The following is an 18,101-nucleotide window of genomic DNA, read 5'->3' on the forward strand; positions in this document are numbered from 1 at the left end:
GTGGTCAAGGATTGGGCGTTCTAGCAAAAACCTCCGTCGTCCCAGCGTAGGCTGGGACCCAGAATGGGACGGGAGAAGGCATTTCCATGGCGCATTCTGGATTCCAGCCTGCGCTGGAATGACGGTGATATAGGCAGAAACCTCCGTTGGGTTTGCCGCGATTCCTGCAATCGAAAACTTCCCCGGCATGCAGAAAGTGAAGACTCATATGGTGGTCAAGGATTGGGCGCTCTAGCAAAAACGTCCGTCGTCCCAGCGTAGGCTGGGACCCAGAATGGGTCAGGAGAACGCATTTCCATGCCGCACTCTGGATTCCAGCCTGCGCTGGAATGACGGTGATAAAGGCAGAAACCTTCGTTGGGTTTGCCGCGATTCCTGCAAACGAAATTTTCCCGGCATGCAGAAAGTGAAGACCCATATGGTGGTCAAGGATTGGGCGCTCTAGCAAAAACCTCCGTCGTCCCAGCGTAGGCTGGGACCCAGAATGGGTCAGGAGAACGCATTTCCATGCCGCACTCTGGATTCCAGCCTGCGCTGGAATGACGGTGATATAGGCAGAAACCTCCGTTGGGTTTGCCGCGATTCCTGCAATCGAAAATTTTCCCGCCTACGGCAACACATCCCTCGGCGGCTCAGCGCACAACCGCGCCACCAAAGCCGGCAACTCATCCATATGCCGGATCAGATGCTCCACCCCCATCTGCCGCAAGGTCTCGCCATGCTCCGGGGGAATATGGCTGGCACCCAGAAAGCCGATAACGCGCATACCTGCCAGCAGAGCGGCGCTTACGCCGGTGGCGCTGTCTTCCACCACCAGACAGCGCTCTGGCGCGACGCCTGCGGTTTTCGCCGCCAGTAGATAAACATCCGGCGCAGGCTTGGGCCGTGGCACCTGCTCGGCGCTGAACAGCCCGGCGTTGACCCGCTCGCTCAGTCCGCAGCGCTGTACCGAGTGCACCACACTGGCCATTTGGCTGTTGGAGGCCACGGCCACCGGCAGATCGATGGCCAGATAGGCCTCGCGGGCACCGGCAATGGGCTGGGCGTCTTCGTGGATGCGGGTGGCGGTGCTGATATACAGGTCGCGGACAAAGGCTTTATCCAGGCTGATGCCGAAATGCGCTTCCACACGGGCCAAAATATCGTGGGCCTGCAGGCCGAAAGTGCCGTGCAGCACCACTTCCAGTTCGTGCCGCGGCACCAGTTTGCCAAGGGCTTCGCGCACCAGGCGTTCGGCGACGATTTCGCTGTCGATCAGCACGCCGTCGCAGTCGCTGATCAGCAAGTCGATATAGCTGGCTTTAGTCATCAAACCCGAACTCCTGAGCGCTGGTGCCGCAGCGCGTTGTGATTTGCCATGGACGCCGCTTTGATCCAAGGTTGGCGCCTTGAAAACCGCGAGAATAGAACCGGGATGCGCATTCTGCACAGCTCTGATTGGCACCTTGGCCAGCATTTTATGGGCAAGACCCGCCAGGCCGAACACCAGGCTTTTACCACATGGTTGATTGAACAATGTGCGGCCCATGCCGTGGATGCGCTGATTATTGCCGGCGATATCTTCGACACCGGCGCGCCGCCCAGCTATGCCCGCGAGCTGTACAACGAATTTATCGTCGCCTTGCGCGCCACCGGCACCCAGCTGGTGGTGCTTGGCGGCAACCACGATTCAGTGGCCATGCTCGGTGAAAGCAAAAGCCTGTTGGCGCATCTCAATGCCCGGGTGATTCCCGCTGTCGCCAGCGACCTCAGTGAGCAACTGTTGGTGCTGCAAGACCGCGCCGGCAACCCCGCCGCGCTGCTCTGTGGCATTCCCTTTATCCGCCCGCGCGATGTGCTGCATAGCCAGGCCGGGCAGAGTGCCCAGGACAAACAGCTGTCGCTGCAGGAAGCCATTCACGAGCATTACCAGCAGTTGTTTGCCCTGGCCGAAGCCCGTCGCGCCGAGTTGGGTGGCGAGCTGCCGGTCATTGCCACTGGCCACCTGACCACGGTGGGCGCCAGTGCCAGCGAGTCGGTGCGGGAAATTTACGTCGGCGCGCTGGAGGCTTTTCCCACCAGCGCCTTTCCACCGGCGGCCTACATTGCCCTGGGGCATATCCATCGGCCGCAGAAGGTCGGTGGCCTGGAACATATCCGCTACAGCGGCTCGCCGATTCCGTTGAGCTTCGATGAGGCCAAGCAGAACAAAGAAGTGCTGCTGGTGGAATTCGCCGGGCGCGAGTTACACAGCATTCAGGCGCTAGCAGTGCCGCGGGCGCAGGCCCTGGCGTCGGTGCGCGGTAACCTGGCCGAGCTGCAAACGGCGATCAGCGCAGCGGCCGAACAGGGCACGGCGGAAAAACCGGTGTGGCTGGAAGTCTGCGTGAGTGCCGATGACTACCTGAGCGATCTGCAAAGCCGTATCCAGGCCATGACCGAAGGCTTGCCGGTGGAAGTGCTGCGTATCCGCCGCGAGCGCGGCAATGCCCAGGCCAGCCTGCAAGGCAGTACCAAGGAAACCCTGGATGAACTGAGCACCGACGAGGTGTTTGCCCAGCGCCTGGTCAGTGAAACCCTGGAGGACGAACTGGAAAAGCGCCTGCAGGGTTTGTATCGCCAGGTGGTCAGCGAGCTGCAGGAGGGCGAGGCATGAAGATCCTCAGCCTGCGCCTGAAAAACCTCAATTCGCTGAAGGGCGAATGGAAGGTCGACTTCACCGCCGAGCCCTTCAAAGACAACGGTCTGTTCGCCATCACCGGCCCCACCGGTGCCGGCAAGACCACCTTGCTCGATGCCATCTGCCTGGCCCTGTACCACCGCACGCCGCGCATGAGCACGCTGTCCACCAGCGCCAATGAACTGATGACCCGGCATACTGCCGAGTGCCTGGCCGAGGTCGAGTTTGAAGTGAAGGGCCAGCGTTACCGGGCGTTCTGGAGCCAACGGCGGGCGCGGGACAAAAGCGACGGGGCGTTGCAGCCGCCCAAGGTCGAACTGGCCAAGGTGGATGCCGGCACCGGCGAGGGGGAAATCCTCACCGATAAGATCAACGAAAAATACCGCCTTACCGAAAGCCTGACTGGCCTCGATTTCGAGCGTTTTACCAAGTCCATGCTCCTGGCCCAGGGCGGCTTTGCCGCCTTTCTGGAAGCCAACGCCAACCAGCGCGCCGAACTGCTGGAAGAGCTGACCGGCACCGATATCTACGGGCAGATTTCCCAGCGCGTTTTCGAACGCACCCGTGAGGTGCGCGATGAACTGGGACAACTGCGGGCCCGTGCCGAGGGGGTCGAGCTGCTGGACGATGAGCAGCGCCAGCTGCTGGAGGATGAGGGTCAGCAACTGGGGGAGGCGGAAGCCGTTCTGCTTGCCGAGCAACAGCAGGTGCAGCGGCAGCGCCAGTGGCGTGAGGAGTTGAGCAAGGCGCAGGCGCAGCAACAGCTGGCGCTTGCTCAGGAGCAGCAGGCCCAACAGCGGATGGCGGACGCCCAGCCGCAGTTGCAACGCCTTGCCGCCTGCGCACCGGCATTGAGGCTGCAACCGCAGCACAGTGCCTGGCAGCGCGCGTTGCGCAGTGTCGCCCAGCGTCAGCAGGAACTGCACACCACCGAGCAGGCGCAGCGTCTGGCCAGTCAGCAGGTGCAGGAGGATCTGTGGCAAGCCAGCCAACTGGGCGAGCAGATCATGGCCGCGCGGCAGGTTCAGCTGAGGCAACTAGCCGAGCAACAGCAGAGCTTGAATCGGCACTTGGCCGAGCAACCACAGCAGCGCCAGCTGGGAGAAAAGCTCGGTGTCTGGCGTGCGCAGTTTGCCGCCAGCAGCGAGCTGCTGGCCGGCGTCATTACTCAGCAGGGACGCCAGCAGCAGGCGCAGCACGTCGCGGCGACGCTGGCCGATCAGCTGCAGGCGCTGAGTGCCCAGGTTGGCGAGGCCGAACAGCAATTGGAGCGGGCTCAGGCCGCTGAGCTCGAACAACAACGCCAGTTGCAGGCGTTGCTGGGTGGTCAGGTGGAAAGCGAACTTCGCGAGCAGAGCCAGCGTCTGCTCACCTATGGTCATGGTCTGGAGCGATTGCAGCAGATCGGCCAGCAACGTCAGCAGTTGGCCCAGCAGGCGGCGCAGTTTACGGCCAGTCTGGCCGAACTGACGCAGCAACAGAGCGCCAAGGAGCTTGCTCGACAGTCCCTGCGCGAGCAATACCGCGAGGTGCAGTTGCAGGTGCGTGACAAGGAGCAGCTGCTGGAACAGGAGCAGCGCATCCAGGCTTTGGAGACGTACCGCGCGCAGTTACAACCGCACGATGCCTGCCCGCTGTGCGGCTCACTGGAACACCCGGCCATCAGCGCTTACCAGACACTGGACAGCGCCTCCACCAGGCAGCAGCTGGAGGCCAAAAGAACCCAACTTGATGCGCTGGCTGAGCAGGGTGAAACCCTTAAAGGCGACCTGGCCGCATTGACCGAACGTTTGCAGCAGCAGCGCCAGCAACAGACCAGTGTCGAGCAGGAACGGCAGCACCAGGCGCAGCTTTGGGCCGAGCAATGCCAGGCGTTGGCTGTGCAACTCGACGACTCCGCCGCGCTGAAAGCCGAGCGGGCCACCCATGAGCAGAATGTCAGTCAGTTGCAGCAGCGTCTGGCCCCGTTGGAACAGCTGAAAAGCGCGCTGGAAAGCGCACGCGCCGCCAGCCAGCAGGCACATACGCAGCACCGCGACAGCGTCCAGCAGCTGGCACTGCTGAACAAAGACCTGCAGGCCAATCAACAACAACAAACCGACATCCATGAGCAGCTGACGGGTTTGCAACTCCAGCAACAGGAGCAACACGGCCGCCTGGCCGCTGCGTTGGCCGAGCTGGGCTACACCATGCCGGACGATGGCACCCAGTGGTTGGCCGAGCGCGAGCAGGAGTGGGCGTCGTATCAGCAACGCCAGGAGGAACTGCAAAATCTGCAGGAACGCCAGCGCGATGCCCAGCATGGGCTGACGGCCGCCATTCAAGCCCACGCGCTCTGGCAGCAACGTTGGCAGCAGCAGGGTGAGGTGGCGTTTGCCGCGCTGACGGCTGGCGATGATGCGCCGCAGCGTCTGGCGGCGCTGGAGCAACAGTACGCGGCCGCGTTGCAGCAGGTCAGCGCGCTGGTGGGCAAACAGCAAACCCTTAGCGAGCTGCTGGAACAGGAACAAGGCCAGCTCCAGCAGCATCAGCAGGCCTGGAACGACGCGTTGGAGCAGAGCCCGTTTGCCGCCGAGGCGGACTATCTGGCCGCGCTGCTCAGCGACGAGCAACAAGCTGAATTGCACGAACTCAAGCGCCAACTGGACAAGGCGTTGACCGAGGCGCAAGCCCTGCAGCTTGCCAGCACCCAGGCATTGATGCAGTTGCAGGCCACGCCGCAGACGGCGTTCGACAGCGAGCAACTTGAGCAGCAGGCGCAGCAACTCAACGACCAGCTCAAACAGCTGAGCCAACGCCAGGGCGAGATCCGCAGCCAGTTACAAGGTGACGCCAGCCGCCGCCTGAGCCAACAGGCCCTGTTCGCTGCAATCGGCGACAAGAGCGCCGAGCACGACCTATGGCAACACCTCAATGGCCTGATCGGTTCCGCCGATGGTGCCAAGTACCGCAAGTTCGCCCAGGGGCTGACCCTCGATCATCTGGTGTACCTGGCCAACCAGCAGCTGCAGCGTCTGCATGGTCGCTACCAACTGGCCCGGCGTGGCAGCGGTGAGCTGGAGCTGGAGGTGCTGGACACCTGGCAGGGCGATGTGGCGCGTGACTGCCGAACCTTGTCCGGCGGCGAGAGTTTTCTGGTCAGTCTGGCCCTGGCCTTGGCGCTGTCCGACCTGGTCAGTCACAAGACCAGCATCGATTCGCTGTTCCTCGACGAAGGCTTCGGCACCCTTGATGGTGAAACCCTGGAAGTGGCCCTGGATGCCCTCGATGCGCTGAATGCCAGTGGCAAGATGATCGGCGTGATCAGCCATGTGGAAGCGCTCAAGGAGCGTATTCCGGTGCAGCTGAAAGTGCACAAGGGAGTGGGGTTGGGCTACAGCGCGCTGGATCGGCGCTATGCGGTGGTGAATAGCTGAAGCGTCCCGCGCCGACTCCTGCAAAGGGCCCGCCGCTGTTGACGCCCCGCCGAGTCGCAGCGGCTTTAGCCGCGAAGTTTTAGATCTTCCGTGTGCAAGGGGTAGCGGCTGAAGCCGCTCCTACGGAATGCAGCGCAACCGGTTATTCGACTGACGTGACCGAGCTGATCTGCTCGTCGGAATAGGTGCCGCGGTAGAAACGCGCTAGGGTGCCGTCGCGTTTCATCTCGTCGAGTACCGCCTGCCAGCGCTGGATGGTGCTATCCGGCGTGACCAGGGAAAAGGCGATATACAGCTCGCGGATATCCAGCTCAAGCACCCGTTTGATGGTGGTGGGCGGCAGGCCGAGAGTGGCCAGAAAGGCATCTTTTTCAATATCGCTGGTGGCCCACATGGCCACCCGCTTGTGCAGCAGCATGCTCAGGCATTGTTCCGGCAAGGTTGGCAGGGCCAGGTTGGCGAAGCCTTTTTGCTGCAGCATCTCGGCGCTGCTGTCGCCGTTGTAGGCACAGATGCTGGTGCCGTCGCGGGCCTGGTCCAGGCTGGTCAGCGGCTGGGCATTTTCTTCCAGGGCATACAGGCCGCGGGAAATCCGTTTGATCGGCCCGACCCACTTGAACAGTGCTTCACGCTCACGGGTGCGGGCGGTTTCGAACAGCGCTACCTGCTGGTTGCTGAGGGCATAGTCGTAAGCGCGTTTCCACGGGTGCAGTTCGATCTCGGCGGTTTCGCCAGCGCGGCGCATCAGCTCGCGGACCATCTCGGCGGTGGGGCCGGTGACCCGTCCGGAGGGTTCCTGGTATTCGCCAGGCGGTGAGTGTTCAGTGAGCACGCGCAACGTGCCGAGGCTGTTCTGCGGCTCGGCAATGCTCAGGGCGGGGAGGATGGCAAGCAAAGTGAAAGCGAAAGCGCGGGCGAAGCAGGAAGCCGGACGGGCACGTACGGCCATGCGCGCGTTCTCCTGCGTCATGTGTCACCTGCCTCAGCCATCAGTCGAAGCCGCAGGCTATCAGAACTCGGCGGCTTCGACAGAGGCAATTGAATGCCCTGATTCAGTGCGCTTTAGAGCGCCTGGCGCTGCGCTGACGTTGCTCGCGAACCAGCTCGATAAAGTGCTGCGCGCCGAGGCCCAACGGCTTGCTGGTGGACCACACCAGATCCACCCATAACGACAGCTGGGAGATATTGCTCAGCTGCAGTTCCACCAGGCTGCCAGCCAGCAATTGCGGGCGCACCAGTGACTCGGGCAGATAACCCCAACCCAGCCCTGCCTGCATCATGCGCAGCGCCGCCGTATGGCTGTCGGTGCGCCAATGGTGATGGGCTTGCAGAAAACGCGGTTGCAACGGCTCGGGGTCGCGACCGGCGACCACTATCTGGCGATGCTCGGCCAGCTCATCGATACGCAACTGGCGACCCGTCGCAATTGCCGGGTGCTGCGGGGCGATTACCGCCAGCAGCGTTTCCTGGGTGGTTTCCTGGCAACACTCGCGGCTGTCGAAGTTGGGGTTTTCGAACACCAACGCCAGCTGCACCCGGCCTTCATGCAGCAGGCGGATGGCGTCGGCTTCAGGGGCGGCCAGCACTTCCACGTCCAGCGTAGGAAAACGCTCGGCCAGTTTCGCCAACGGCGTGGCCCAGTCGGAGGCCAGCAGCTCCGGGGCGATGGCCAGGCTCAGACAGCTTTCCAGGCCGGTGGACAGCGCCAGAGCCTGGGCTTCCCACAACTCGAACTGCTGCAGCATAAAGCGCGCCTTGGCCTGCAACGCCAGGGCGGCGGCGGTGGGCTGGGGCTCGCGCCCGCGGCGGTCGAACAGCTGCAGATTAAGGTCGGCTTCCAGGTTGCTGATGGTCATGCTCACCGCCGAGGGCACCCGCCCGATACTGCGCGCGGCGGCGGAAAACGAGCCCTTGTCGAGCACTGCGAGAAACACCTGCACCGCATCTTTGCTAAGGCTCATCTATCAGATTTCCTGAAACAAGCTAACTAAAGGTTTCAGTTCATTAGAAATACAGTGGCGGCACATTGGCAAGCGTGGGCGCGCAGTGATGCAAGGCAAAAAACGCAAAGTGGTACAGGCGATCAGTTACGAGGCGGTGGCACTGGTCTTTATTACCCCGGCGATGGCCTGGGTATTTGACGGCGGTCTGGCGCTGTCCGGTGCCTTGGCATTGGGCCTGTGTGCGGTGGCGATGGTCTGGAACATGCTGTTCAACAGCCTGTTCGAAGCCTGGGAAAAACGTCAGCGCCAACCCCGACGTACCGTGGCAAGACGGGTGCTGCACGCCATTGCCTTCGAGCTGGGTTTGTTGCTGATGAGCGTGCCGATGCTGGTCTGGGCGCTGAATATTGGCTGGTGGCAGGCACTGGCCACCGACTTTTCCCTGATGCTGTTTTTCCTCTTGTATGCCTTTGCCTTCCAGTGGGGTTTCGACCTGCTCTTCGGTGTGCCGAGCGCCACCTTGGCGGAGGGCCCGGCTCAAACCGGGTGCGCTACTTGATCGGCCCGATGCCAGGAAGCATCTGGATGTCCTTCAGGTAATAGGCATACCACTGCAGTTCATTGCGGCTGAAATGGCTGATATCACGTTTGGCGATGCGCATGGCGTTGGCATAGGCGTCGGCGTAGCTGCTGCCCTGGTACTTCATGGCATAGGCCGCGGCCATTTCACCTGTACGGTCCTTGCCGGCTTCGCAGTGGATATACAGCACCAGCGGCAGGCCCGTCTGTTGGCTGGCGAGCAGCAGGCTCTGGATGTTTTCCATCAGCACATCGGTGTTGCTCAGGGTGGGAATCTTTTCCAGCTTTTTGCGCACGTCTTCCGGGTAGTCGTTGGGCGAGCGCAGGGCACCGTACACCGGGTGGTTGATCAGCCGGCCCTTCTGACTGTTTTTCTGCCAGAAGCTTTGTTCGATCCGCAGATCGGCCGCTTCCTCTGGGTTGATGTCGTTGATCAGGCTGATATCGACCAGATAAAACTGCTCCGGCAGTTGCTTGTCCTTTGCCGCCTTTTTCAGCGCAGCGACCAGGTCGTTGTAGCTGAACTCATTGCCCTGAATCGGAATATTGCCGCGGAACAGAAAGTTGCCTGAACTGGGCACGTGGGCGATCAGCGAGACCAGCTCCGGGTTGAATTTGCGCGCGCCAAGGGTTTCCTCGCTCTGCTGGTGCAGAACCAGGGCATATACATCGCGGGCGTCCTGAATGGCCGGGCTGCCGCAGGCTGATAAAAACAGCAGGGCGGGGAGGGTAAAGGCGATGAATCGACGGTTGAACATGGCTGCTCCTGAATGGCATTGCGGCTGCAGCCGCGCTTGTTTCACGGTTGGGCCGGATGGCCTGCCAGTTAGTTGATCGGACCTATGCTGGGCACTTTGCGCACGTCTTTCAGGTAGTAGGCATACCACTGCAATTCGTTGCGGCTGAACTGGCTGATAGCGCGCTTGGCAATGGCGTTGGCGTTGGCGTAGGCCTTGGCATAGGAGCTGCCCAGGTACTTCATGGCGTAGGCGGCTGCCACTTCGCCAGTGCGGTCTTTGCCGGCTTCGCAGTGCACGTAAATGGCCAGCGTCACGCCAGACATCTGCGGCATTTTCAGCAGGGCCTGAAGATCGACCACCAGGTCGTCGATGCGGCTGATGGTGGGGATTTTTTCCAGCCGTTTGCGCAGGGCGCTGGGGTAGTCGTTGGGGGAGGTAATGCTGCCGTACACCGGGTGATTGATCAGCTTGCCCAGGGTGGGGTTCTGTTGCCAGAAGCCCTGTTCGATCTTGAGGTCGGCGGCCTCGGCGGGGTTGATGCTGTTCACCAGGCTGACATCGATCAGATACACCTTGTCCGGCAGCGGCACGCCCGGGCTGGCGTTGCGCATGGCGGCCACCAGTTGCTGGTAGCTGAAGGCCTTGTTGCTGATCGGCATATTGCCGCGGAACAGAAAGTTGCCGGTGTTGCTGTCATGGTCGACCAGGTGAACCAGCTCCGGGGAGAAGCTGCTGCCTGCGGTGATTTCCTTGAGTTGCTCCTCGAGCACTTTGCCGTAGAGGCTGCGGATATCGTTGACTGGCGCGGCGTTGGCATAACCGCTGATGGCGCCGAGGATGGCGGTGGAGAGGGAAAACCCGATAGCTGATGGTTGATTCATGACTGCTCGTCCCTGGAGGGGAGGCGGACCTGTTGTCTGCCTGTCGAGGTCATGCTCAGCCAGAGCGAGTTGTGGGGCTGTAGGCTCCTTCGGTTGCGCCATGAGGAGCGCTAGCGCAGCCGTGTAGGCTGCTGGGCGGAAAATCAGCCCAGGGCTGTCCAGCGCGCTTTGCGCCAGGCCCGGCGCTGATTCTTGTCGAGAAAGGTCCAGGCTACGAAGCGGCTCTGTTTCTGCCCTTGGGCCATGTCCACCACGCGGATGTCGCCGGCCCCCAGTTGTTGCAGGCGCTGCTGCAGCAAGGCGACGTTACTGATCTTCGACACCAGGGTGCTGAAGCAGAACACCTGCTCGGCAAAGCCCGCGCTCTCATCGGCCATCAGGCTGATAAACGCCAACTCTCCGCCCTCGTAGTGCAGTTCATTGCTCTGCCCGCCGAAGTTCAATTCCGGCAGCTGGCGACTGGGGTCGAGCTTGCCGAGGTTTTTCCATTTGCGCTGGCTGCCGGCGCGAGACTCTTGCGCAGAGGCGTGAAACGGCGGGTTGCACAGGGTGAAGTCGAAGCGTTCGTCACTACCGATCAACCCCTGGAAAATATGCACTGGGTCGGCCTGCTGACGCAGTTCGATATGGCCGGCGAGTTGGGGGTTGAGCTTGAGAATCGCTGCCGCCGAGGCCAGTGACTGCGGGTCGATATCGGCCCCGACAAACTGCCAGCCATATTCATGCTGACCAATCAGCGGGTAGATGCAGTTGGCGCCCACGCCAATATCCAGGCCACGCACACCTTTGCCATGGGGGATAACACCGTCATGGCTGGCGCCGAGCAGGTCGGCCAGATAGTGCAGGTAGTCGGCCCGGCCCGGCACCGGCGGGCACAGGTAGGCCGGCGGAATATCCCAGCCACGCACGCCATAGAACTGTTGCAGCAGGGTGCGGTTAAAGGCTTTCACCGCCGCCGGGTTGGCGAAGTCGATGCTTTCCTTACCGTAGGGATTGATGATCACAAAGGCACCCAGTTCGGGGTTGGCCTTGATCATCTGGGCGAAGTCGTACCGCCCCTGGTGGCGGTTGCGCGGGTGCAGCACGGCTTTCTTTTCTGCCACGGGTGCGGGCTTTTTTGCAGACATCAGGGGTAACCCAATACGTGTTTGATCTGCGCCAGATGGGCACCTATCCAGTGCTTGTCGATCGCGCCCCAGCTGCGGATTTCATAGTGCCCGGCGTTGTTGCGCTCACCGACCTGCTGGGCGAATTGGCAGTCGATATCCAGATCGGCCAGGGCCAGCAGGGTGTCCTGAGCGGTACGCCGGGGCATGCCGGTGGCGACCATCAGGGCCGGCACCGTGCTGGCGGTGCCGCTGTCGATCAGCCAGGCCACGTACAGACGCCGGTAAAAGCTGCTTTTGGTTTTGCTTACGTCCATGGTCGCTCCTGCCATCAGTGCAGCTGTTTGCGGTCGCGGGCGCGCAGGGCGCGGTGACGACTGGCGAAGAACAGCTGGAGAAATCTGCGCAGCAGCCAGCCGGCGAACAGCGGCTCGACGGTCAGTTGGTCAACCACCCGGGTGCCGCCTTCGGCCAGGCGTTCCAGGCTGCGCTGGTGCCGCCACAGACGGGTGCCGGTCATGGGCGATTGCTCGATAAAGCCGACGCCGGATGTGAGTTCCAGCAGGGTCAGTTTCGAAGTGCCCAGTGGCAACAGACCGAACAGCCACAGCCAACTGGTGAACAGCGGCTGGCCGGGTTCTACGTCGACGTCTTCCAGGTTGCGCACGCTGAATGGAATGCTCATCCACAGCCACGGGCGCATTTCCTTGCGCAGGCAACGCACGTCGGTGATCCAGCGCCAGACTTGTGCAGGCTCGGATTTCAGCGTGGATTCGAAGCGCAGGGAGATGGTCATCCGTGTTTCCGATTTCGTAAAAAACTCGGCCCTGATAAACAGGGCCGGGTAGGGGGCTTACAAACTGGCGATACGGGCGCGCTGTTCAGTGAACTTGGCCACCGCCTGTTCGGCTTCGGCCAGCTTGGCGCGCTCTTTGGCGATCACATCGGCGGGTGCCTTGTCGACGAACGCGGCGTTGCCGAGTTTGCCGCCCACACGGCCGACTTCCTGGCTCAGGCGTTGAATCTCCTTGTCCAGGCGCGCCAGTTCGGCGTCCTTGTCGATCAGGCCGGCCATTGGCACCAGCACCTGCATATCGCCCACCAGCGCGGTGGCGGACATCGGCGCTTCGGCATCGGCCGCGAGCACGGTGACATTATCCAGCTTGGCCAGCTTGTTCAGCAGCGGCGCGTTGTCGTTGAGACGACGCTGGTCCTCGGCACTGGCGTTCTGCAGGAAGATGTCGATGCGCTTGGCCATGGAGATATTCATCTCGCCACGGATCTGGCGCAGGCCGAGCATCAGCGCTTTTACCCATTCGATATCGCCTTCGGCAGCGGCATCGATGCGTGCTTCGTTGGCCACCGGCCAGGCTTGCAGCATGATGGTTTCACCGCTAACGCCAGCGGCGTTTTTAATGCGTTGCCAGATTTCTTCAGTGATAAACGGCATGAACGGGTGGGCCAGACGCAGGATCACTTCCAGCACGCGCACCAGGGTGCGACGGGTGCCGCGCTGGCGCTCGATGGGGGCGTTCTCGTCCCACAGCACCGGCTTGACCAGCTCCAGGTACCAGGCGCAGTACTCGTCCCAGACGAATTCGTACAGGCTTTGTGCAGCCAGGTCGAAGCGGAAGTTGTCCAGTTGGCGGGTCACTTCGGCCTCGGTGCGTTGCAGCTGCGAGATGATCCAGCGGTCGACCGACGACAGTTCGACTTCTTCACCGTTGACGCCGGTGTCCTGGCCGTCGGTGTTTTCGATCACGAAGTTGGCGGCGTTCCACAGCTTGTTGCAGAAGTTGCGGTAGCCCTCGACGCGGCCCATATCGAACTTGATATCGCGGCCGGTGGAGGCCAGCGAGCAGAAGGTAAAGCGCAGGGCGTCGGTGCCGTAGCTGGCGATACCTTCGGGGAATTCGGCTTTGGTCTGCTTGGCGATTTTCTCCGCCATCTTCGGCTGCATCAGGCCGCTGGTGCGTTTTTCCAGCAGGGTTTCCAGGTCGATGCCATCGACGATGTCCAGCGGGTCCAGAACGTTGCCCTTGGACTTGGACATTTTCTGCCCTTGGCCATCGCGGACCAGGCCATGCACGTACACGGTCTTGAATGGAATCTGCCCGGTCAGGTGGGTGGACAGCATGATCATCCGGGCAACCCAGAAGAAGATGATGTCGAAACCGGTCACCAGCACGTCGGTGGGGTGGAAGGTTTTCAGCGCTTCAGTCTGGTTCGGCCAGCCGAGGGTGGAGAAGGTCCACAGACCGGAGCTGAACCAGGTGTCGAGCACGTCGTCATCCTGACGCAGGGCGATATCGCCGAGGTTGTGCTTGGCGCGCACCTCTGCTTCATCGCGGCCTACGTACACCTGACCGGCTTCGTCGTACCAGGCTGGAATGCGGTGGCCCCACCAGAGTTGACGGCTGATGCACCAGTCCTGGATGTCACGCATCCAGCTGAAGTACATGTTTTCGTATTGCTTGGGCACAAACTGGATCTCGCCGCTTTCGACCACGGCGATGGCTTTTTCGGCCAGCGGTTTGGTGGAGACGTACCACTGATCGGTCAGCCACGGCTCGATGACGGTGCCGGAGCGGTCGCCCTTCGGCACTTTCAGGGCGTGGTCGTCGACCTTTTCCAGCAGACCCTGGGCGTCGAGGTCGGCGACCATTTGTTTACGGGCGACGAAGCGATCCATGCCGGCGTATTGCGGCGGCAGGCTGGCTTCAAAGGTGTCATTGACGCTGCCGTCGATATTGAACACTTGCGCGCGGCCGAGGATGGCGGCGTTCTTGTCCAGCACGTTGATCAGCGGCAGGTTGTGGCGCTTGCCGACTTCGTAGTCGTTGAAGTCGTGAGCCGGGGTGATCTTCACACAGCCGGTGCCGAATTCCGGGTCGCAGTATTCATCGGCGACGATAGGAATCAGGCGGCCCACCAATGGCAATTTGACGAACTTGCCGATCAGCGCCTGGTAGCGTTCATCGCTCGGGTGCACCGCTACGGCGCTATCGCCCAGCAGGGTTTCCGGGCGAGTGGTGGCAACGATCAGGTAGTCCAGGCCATCGGCAGTTTTGGCACCGTCGGCCAGCGGGTAGCGCAGGTTCCACAGGAAGCCTTTCTCGTCGTGGTTTTCCACTTCGAGGTCGGAAATTGCCGTGTGCAGCTTGGTGTCCCAGTTGACCAGGCGCTTGCCGCGGTAGATCAGGCCGTCTTCATGCAAACGCACGAAGGCTTCCTGTACGGCTTCGGACAGGTCGGGGTCCATGGTGAATTTTTCGCGGCTCCAGTCAACCGAGGAGCCGAGGCGGCGGATCTGCCGGCTGATATTGCCGCCGGACTGGTCTTTCCATTCCCAGACTTTTTCCAGGAATTTGTCGCGGCCCAGGTCGTGACGGCTCAGGCCCTGGGCACCGATCTGGCGTTCCACCAGCATCTGCGTGGCGATGCCAGCGTGGTCTGTACCCGGCTGCCACAGGGTGTTGCGACCCTGCATACGGCGGAAGCGGATCAGCGCATCCATGATCGCGTTGTTGAAGCCGTGGCCCATATGCAGGCTGCCGGTGACGTTCGGCGGCGGGATCATGATGGTGTAGGAGTCGCCGCTACCTTGCGGGGCGAAATAGTTCTTCGACTCCCAGGTTTCGTACCAGGAGGTTTCAATGGCGTGAGGCTGGTACGTCTTGTCCATGCGGATTCGGACCCTGTTCGGCAGCTAATCGGAAAGCCGGCAAGTATAACGGGGGATGATCGCGAGGGGGTAATGCGCGTGATGCGCATGGCGCTGCTACTGGACTCACCACCGTCGTCCCAGCGCAGGCCGGGGCCCAGCGTTGTTCAGGAGAACGCGCATGTCTGAAAATTCTGGGCCCCAGCCTGCGCTGGGACGACGGCGTTTTGGCTCAGCTTTTACGCTGTGGCAATAACCGGGTCAGGCGCGCTTCCAGCCGGCGTTTGAGTTCGGCTTCGATCTGCGGCACGAAGTCGTCGATCACGTCTTGCAGAATCAGTTGAGCGGCGGCGCGCAATTCGGCGTCCAGGCGCAGCAGGTCGCTGGTGGTGTTGCTGCTTTCCACGCTGCGCTGCACGGCCTGCGTGATGCTCGGCTGCACTGGCGTAGCAGGCTGCGGCGCATGAGTCTGGGCAATGGCGGCCGAGGCGGTGCCCGCTGTCGGAGCATGCGCAGCGGGAGCTACTGCTGCTGCTGGCGATGGATCGGGGCTCACCACGGCAGGCGGTGGTGTATGCGCTGGTGCTGCCGGAATGCTGGGGGCGGCCGGCAGTGGGCGGGTTGCACTGGGCGGCGGCGTCAATGGCGCGGTCGGGGCAGACACCGGGGTGCTGTGGCCAGGAACAACAATATCCGACAGCAGCGGAATCTGGCCCATTTCCACCGAATCGGTGAGCAGCGGCAGATCCAGCAAGTCATCAGGAATGCCGGTGTGGGAGGGCTCGTTATTGCTCAAGAACTCGCGGATCGACTCCAGGTCGTCGAGCAAGTGATTGGGCTTTTGCGGCGGTTTTGGTGTGTCCATGGCGTGGCTACAGTTCAACTCGCTTGGGGTCATAACCCTGCTGACGATAGGTGCGGAAGTTTTCCCGCGAGCTCGCCAGTTGTTCGGGTTGCTGATTGACGATCTCGATCACCCGGCTGAAACGCTGTACATGGGGTGACAGGCTGCTGTTGAGGTTGATCAACAGGCCCTGGCTGGCCGCAGGCTCATCGTCCAGGCCGATCACCACGGGCGCTTCGGGCGCGTCGCGGTGCAGGCTGTGGGGCACGAAGGTTTCGGCCTTGAAACGCCACAAAAGTTCGTCGACTTCCGTGCATTGCGCCTCGTCACTGGCGCGCATAAATACCGGCATGCCATGGCGCCAGGCCTTCATCGCCAACTGGCAGGCCGTGCGCAGGCGGTCGGCGGGGGCGGTGGAGGAGAGCACGTAGAATTCGATGCGGGGCATGGTGAGCTTGGTTCGTAGGATGCGGGGATTGCCCTTCGTAGGAGCGGCTTTAGCCGCGATGCTCTTGATTTTAAAAAGCATCGCGGCTAAAGCCGCTCCTACGCGGGAGCGGTGTTGGCTTTTAAACCTTAGCGCGGTCCAGCAGGTATTGGGTTAGCAATGGCACCGGGCGACCAGTGGCACCTTTGTCTTTGCCACCGCTGATCCAGGCGGTACCGGCGATATCCAGGTGCGCCCAGTTGAATTTCTTCGCGAAGCGCGACAGGAAGCAGGCCGCCGTGATGGTGCCGGCTTTCGGCCCGCCGATGTTGGCGATGTCGGCGAACGGGCTGTCCAGCTGTTCCTGGTATTCGTCGAACAACGGGAGCTGCCAGGCGCGGTCATCGGCGGTCTGGCCGGCGCTGAGCAGTTGTTGCAGCAGTTCGTCATTGTTACCCAGCAGGCCCGAGGTGTGGCTGCCGAGGGCCACGATGCAGGCACCAGTCAGGGTGGCGATATCGATCACCGCCTGCGGCTTGAAGCGTTCGGTGTAGGTCAGCGCATCGCACAGCACCAGACGGCCTTCGGCGTCGGTATTGAGGATTTCCACAGTCTGCCCGCTCATGGTGGTGACGATATCGCCCGGGCGGGTCGCGCTGCCGCTGGGCATGTTCTCGGCACAGGCCATGACGCCCACCAGGTTGATTGGCAGTTGCAGTTCCAGCACCGCCTTGAAGGTACCGAACACGCTGGCGGCACCGCCCATGTCGTACTTCATTTCGTCCATACCGGCCGCCGGCTTGATGCTGATGCCGCCGGTGTCGAAGGTGATGCCTTTACCCACCAGAGCAAACGGCTTGTCGCCTTTCTTGCCGCCGTTGTACTGCAGCACGATCAGGCGCGGTGGTTGCACGCTACCCTGGGCAACGGCAAGGAACGAACCCATGCCAAGTTCCTTGAGCTTCTTCTCGTCCAGCACTTCGACTTTCAGCGACTTATAGGCCTTGCCCAGGGCTTTGGCCTGCTCGCCAAGGTAAGTCGGGTGGCAGATGTTCGGCGGCAAATTGCCCAGGTCGCGGGTCAAGGCCATGCCAGCGGCGATGGCTTGTGCCTGTTGGCTGGCGCGCTCGACGTCGGCGAGGCTGGCTTTTTCGGTCAGCAGAATGATTTTGCTAAGGGTACGGGCTTCGCTTTTCTGGCTCTTGAACTGTTCGAAGCTGTACTGGTTGTCGGCCAGGGTTTCCACCAGCAGGCGGGTTTTGCTGTAGGTGTCGCGGCCTTTTACCTGCAGATCGTCCAGGGCCAGTACTGCTTCTTTGCCGCCCAGACCTTTCAATACGCCTTGCACGGCGGTGATCAATTTGCGCAGTTGGCGGTCAGAGAGTTCGCTCTCTTTACCGCTGCCGACCAACAGCACGCGTTCGGCTTTGAGGTTGGGCAGGCTTTGCAGCAGCAGGGTCTGGCCGACTTTGCCAGCCAGGTCGCCGCGTTTGAGAATGCTGCTGATGGCACCGTTACTGGCCACATCGAGAATCTGGGCGGCGGCGCTGAGGGCGCGGCCTTCGCCAACGGCGACTACCAGGGTGGCGGTTTTCAGTGCGTCTGGACGTGCGTTCTTAACAACAAATTCCATGGCGAGGAGTCCCCAAGACAACCGGTAGGTATTACAGGATAATGCCGCGCTTGATCGGTGTGAAAACCGCGCGGCGAGGTAAAGCCTTTGAAAAACGGGCTCGGACTGCGCAGCAGGCTCTAGTAAACTCCGCGTCCTTGTCGTTGTTCGGCAGGCGTGACCCGCGATGGTTTCGTATCCACACCTGCAAATTTTCGGTCGCTGGCCTT

General features: G+C 61.7%; 14 protein-coding genes and 1 pseudogene. 3 read left to right on the forward strand and 12 right to left on the reverse strand.

What is annotated here, in order from left to right:
* Window positions 1-607 precede the first annotated feature (607 nt).
* On the reverse strand, window positions 608-1,309 hold the full coding sequence (locus ACVW0Y_RS16530; protein ID WP_457439602.1) for an HAD family hydrolase: 702 nt from the start codon (window positions 1,307-1,309) through the stop codon (window positions 608-610).
* A 105-nt stretch (window positions 1,310-1,414) separates the two neighbouring features.
* On the opposite strand from ACVW0Y_RS16530, the gene sbcD reads away from it, so the two are divergent.
* Window positions 1,415-2,635: an exonuclease subunit SbcD gene (sbcD, locus tag ACVW0Y_RS16535; protein ID WP_457439604.1), complete on the forward strand. Its 1,221-nt coding sequence runs from the start codon at window positions 1,415-1,417 to the stop codon at window positions 2,633-2,635.
* The gene (locus ACVW0Y_RS16540) at window positions 2,632-6,075 is read left to right on the forward strand and encodes an SbcC/MukB-like Walker B domain-containing protein (RefSeq protein ID WP_457439606.1); all 3,444 of its coding nucleotides are present in this window, start codon (window positions 2,632-2,634) and stop codon (window positions 6,073-6,075) included. Before sbcD ends, ACVW0Y_RS16540 begins: the two co-directional genes overlap by 4 nt.
* Window positions 6,076-6,217: 142 nt before the next feature.
* On the opposite strand, the gene ACVW0Y_RS16545 is transcribed toward ACVW0Y_RS16540, so the two are convergent.
* Window positions 6,218-7,024, reverse strand: coding sequence for a substrate-binding periplasmic protein (locus ACVW0Y_RS16545; protein WP_457439607.1), 807 nt, complete (start codon window positions 7,022-7,024; stop codon window positions 6,218-6,220).
* Window positions 7,025-7,127: 103 nt separating this feature from the next.
* A complete protein-coding gene (locus ACVW0Y_RS16550) occupies window positions 7,128-8,036 on the reverse strand; it encodes a LysR family transcriptional regulator (protein ID WP_457439609.1) in 909 nt (302 codons plus the stop codon).
* Between the two features lie 88 nt (window positions 8,037-8,124).
* On the opposite strand from ACVW0Y_RS16550, the gene ACVW0Y_RS16555 reads away from it, so the two are divergent.
* Complete coding sequence (locus ACVW0Y_RS16555) at window positions 8,125-8,577, forward strand: PACE efflux transporter (protein WP_457439611.1); 453 nt, start codon at window positions 8,125-8,127, stop codon at window positions 8,575-8,577.
* On the opposite strand, the gene ACVW0Y_RS16560 is transcribed toward ACVW0Y_RS16555, so the two are convergent.
* The 9 genes and pseudogenes from ACVW0Y_RS16560 to ACVW0Y_RS16600 all read right to left on the reverse strand — a co-directional run bounded on the left by ACVW0Y_RS16560 (window position 8,570) and on the right by ACVW0Y_RS16600 (window position 17,892).
* Window positions 8,570-9,355, reverse strand: a complete 786-nt coding sequence (locus ACVW0Y_RS16560; protein ID WP_457439613.1) for a protein-tyrosine phosphatase family protein — start codon at window positions 9,353-9,355, stop codon at window positions 8,570-8,572. The genes ACVW0Y_RS16555 and ACVW0Y_RS16560 overlap by 8 nt on opposite strands.
* A 68-nt stretch (window positions 9,356-9,423) precedes the next feature.
* Window positions 9,424-10,218, reverse strand: coding sequence for a tyrosine-protein phosphatase (locus ACVW0Y_RS16565; protein ID WP_457439615.1), 795 nt, complete (start codon window positions 10,216-10,218; stop codon window positions 9,424-9,426).
* Window positions 10,219-10,361: 143 nt separating this feature from the next.
* On the reverse strand, window positions 10,362-11,345 hold the full coding sequence (gene rlmF, locus ACVW0Y_RS16570) for a 23S rRNA (adenine(1618)-N(6))-methyltransferase RlmF (protein ID WP_457439617.1): 984 nt from the start codon (window positions 11,343-11,345) through the stop codon (window positions 10,362-10,364).
* A complete protein-coding gene (locus tag ACVW0Y_RS16575; protein ID WP_457439619.1) occupies window positions 11,345-11,641 on the reverse strand; it encodes a winged helix-turn-helix domain-containing protein in 297 nt (98 codons plus the stop codon). Before ACVW0Y_RS16575 ends, rlmF begins: the two co-directional genes overlap by 1 nt.
* Before the next feature lie 14 nt (window positions 11,642-11,655).
* The gene (locus ACVW0Y_RS16580; protein ID WP_457439620.1) at window positions 11,656-12,120 is read right to left on the reverse strand and encodes a hypothetical protein; all 465 of its coding nucleotides are present in this window, start codon (window positions 12,118-12,120) and stop codon (window positions 11,656-11,658) included.
* Window positions 12,121-12,177: 57 nt separating this feature from the next.
* On the reverse strand, window positions 12,178-15,009 hold the full coding sequence (locus tag ACVW0Y_RS16585) for a valine--tRNA ligase (protein ID WP_457439622.1): 2,832 nt from the start codon (window positions 15,007-15,009) through the stop codon (window positions 12,178-12,180).
* Window positions 15,010-15,220: 211 nt separating this feature from the next.
* Window positions 15,221-15,364: pseudogene (locus ACVW0Y_RS16590) on the reverse strand (DNA polymerase III subunit chi); the annotation flags it as partial.
* Window positions 15,365-15,860: 496 nt separating this feature from the next.
* A complete protein-coding gene (locus ACVW0Y_RS16595; protein WP_457439624.1) occupies window positions 15,861-16,280 on the reverse strand; it encodes a DNA polymerase III subunit chi in 420 nt (139 codons plus the stop codon).
* A gap of 121 nt (window positions 16,281-16,401) precedes the next feature.
* The gene (locus ACVW0Y_RS16600; RefSeq protein ID WP_457439626.1) at window positions 16,402-17,892 is read right to left on the reverse strand and encodes a leucyl aminopeptidase; all 1,491 of its coding nucleotides are present in this window, start codon (window positions 17,890-17,892) and stop codon (window positions 16,402-16,404) included.
* Window positions 17,893-18,101: the final 209 nt, after the last annotated feature.

This window comes from Pseudomonas sp. TE3786, from assembly GCF_054057335.1.

Excerpts from the sequence above, each read along its gene's own strand:
- ACVW0Y_RS16530 (WP_457439602.1), bottom strand. The coding sequence starts at position 1,309 with ATGACTAAAGCCAGCTATATCGACTTGCTGATCAGCGACTGCGACGGC.
- sbcD (WP_457439604.1), top strand. The coding sequence starts at position 1,415 with ATGCGCATTCTGCACAGCTCTGATTGGCACCTTGGCCAGCATTTTATG.
- ACVW0Y_RS16540 (WP_457439606.1), top strand. The coding sequence starts at position 2,632 with ATGAAGATCCTCAGCCTGCGCCTGAAAAACCTCAATTCGCTGAAGGGC.
- ACVW0Y_RS16545 (WP_457439607.1), bottom strand. The coding sequence starts at position 7,024 with ATGGCCGTACGTGCCCGTCCGGCTTCCTGCTTCGCCCGCGCTTTCGCT.
- ACVW0Y_RS16550 (WP_457439609.1), bottom strand. The coding sequence starts at position 8,036 with ATGAGCCTTAGCAAAGATGCGGTGCAGGTGTTTCTCGCAGTGCTCGAC.
- ACVW0Y_RS16555 (WP_457439611.1), top strand. The coding sequence starts at position 8,125 with ATGCAAGGCAAAAAACGCAAAGTGGTACAGGCGATCAGTTACGAGGCG.
- ACVW0Y_RS16560 (WP_457439613.1), bottom strand. The coding sequence starts at position 9,355 with ATGTTCAACCGTCGATTCATCGCCTTTACCCTCCCCGCCCTGCTGTTT.
- ACVW0Y_RS16565 (WP_457439615.1), bottom strand. The coding sequence starts at position 10,218 with ATGAATCAACCATCAGCTATCGGGTTTTCCCTCTCCACCGCCATCCTC.
- rlmF (WP_457439617.1), bottom strand. The coding sequence starts at position 11,345 with ATGTCTGCAAAAAAGCCCGCACCCGTGGCAGAAAAGAAAGCCGTGCTG.
- ACVW0Y_RS16575 (WP_457439619.1), bottom strand. The coding sequence starts at position 11,641 with ATGGACGTAAGCAAAACCAAAAGCAGCTTTTACCGGCGTCTGTACGTG.
- ACVW0Y_RS16580 (WP_457439620.1), bottom strand. The coding sequence starts at position 12,120 with ATGACCATCTCCCTGCGCTTCGAATCCACGCTGAAATCCGAGCCTGCA.
- ACVW0Y_RS16585 (WP_457439622.1), bottom strand. The coding sequence starts at position 15,009 with ATGGACAAGACGTACCAGCCTCACGCCATTGAAACCTCCTGGTACGAA.
- ACVW0Y_RS16595 (WP_457439624.1), bottom strand. The coding sequence starts at position 16,280 with ATGCCCCGCATCGAATTCTACGTGCTCTCCTCCACCGCCCCCGCCGAC.
- ACVW0Y_RS16600 (WP_457439626.1), bottom strand. The coding sequence starts at position 17,892 with ATGGAATTTGTTGTTAAGAACGCACGTCCAGACGCACTGAAAACCGCC.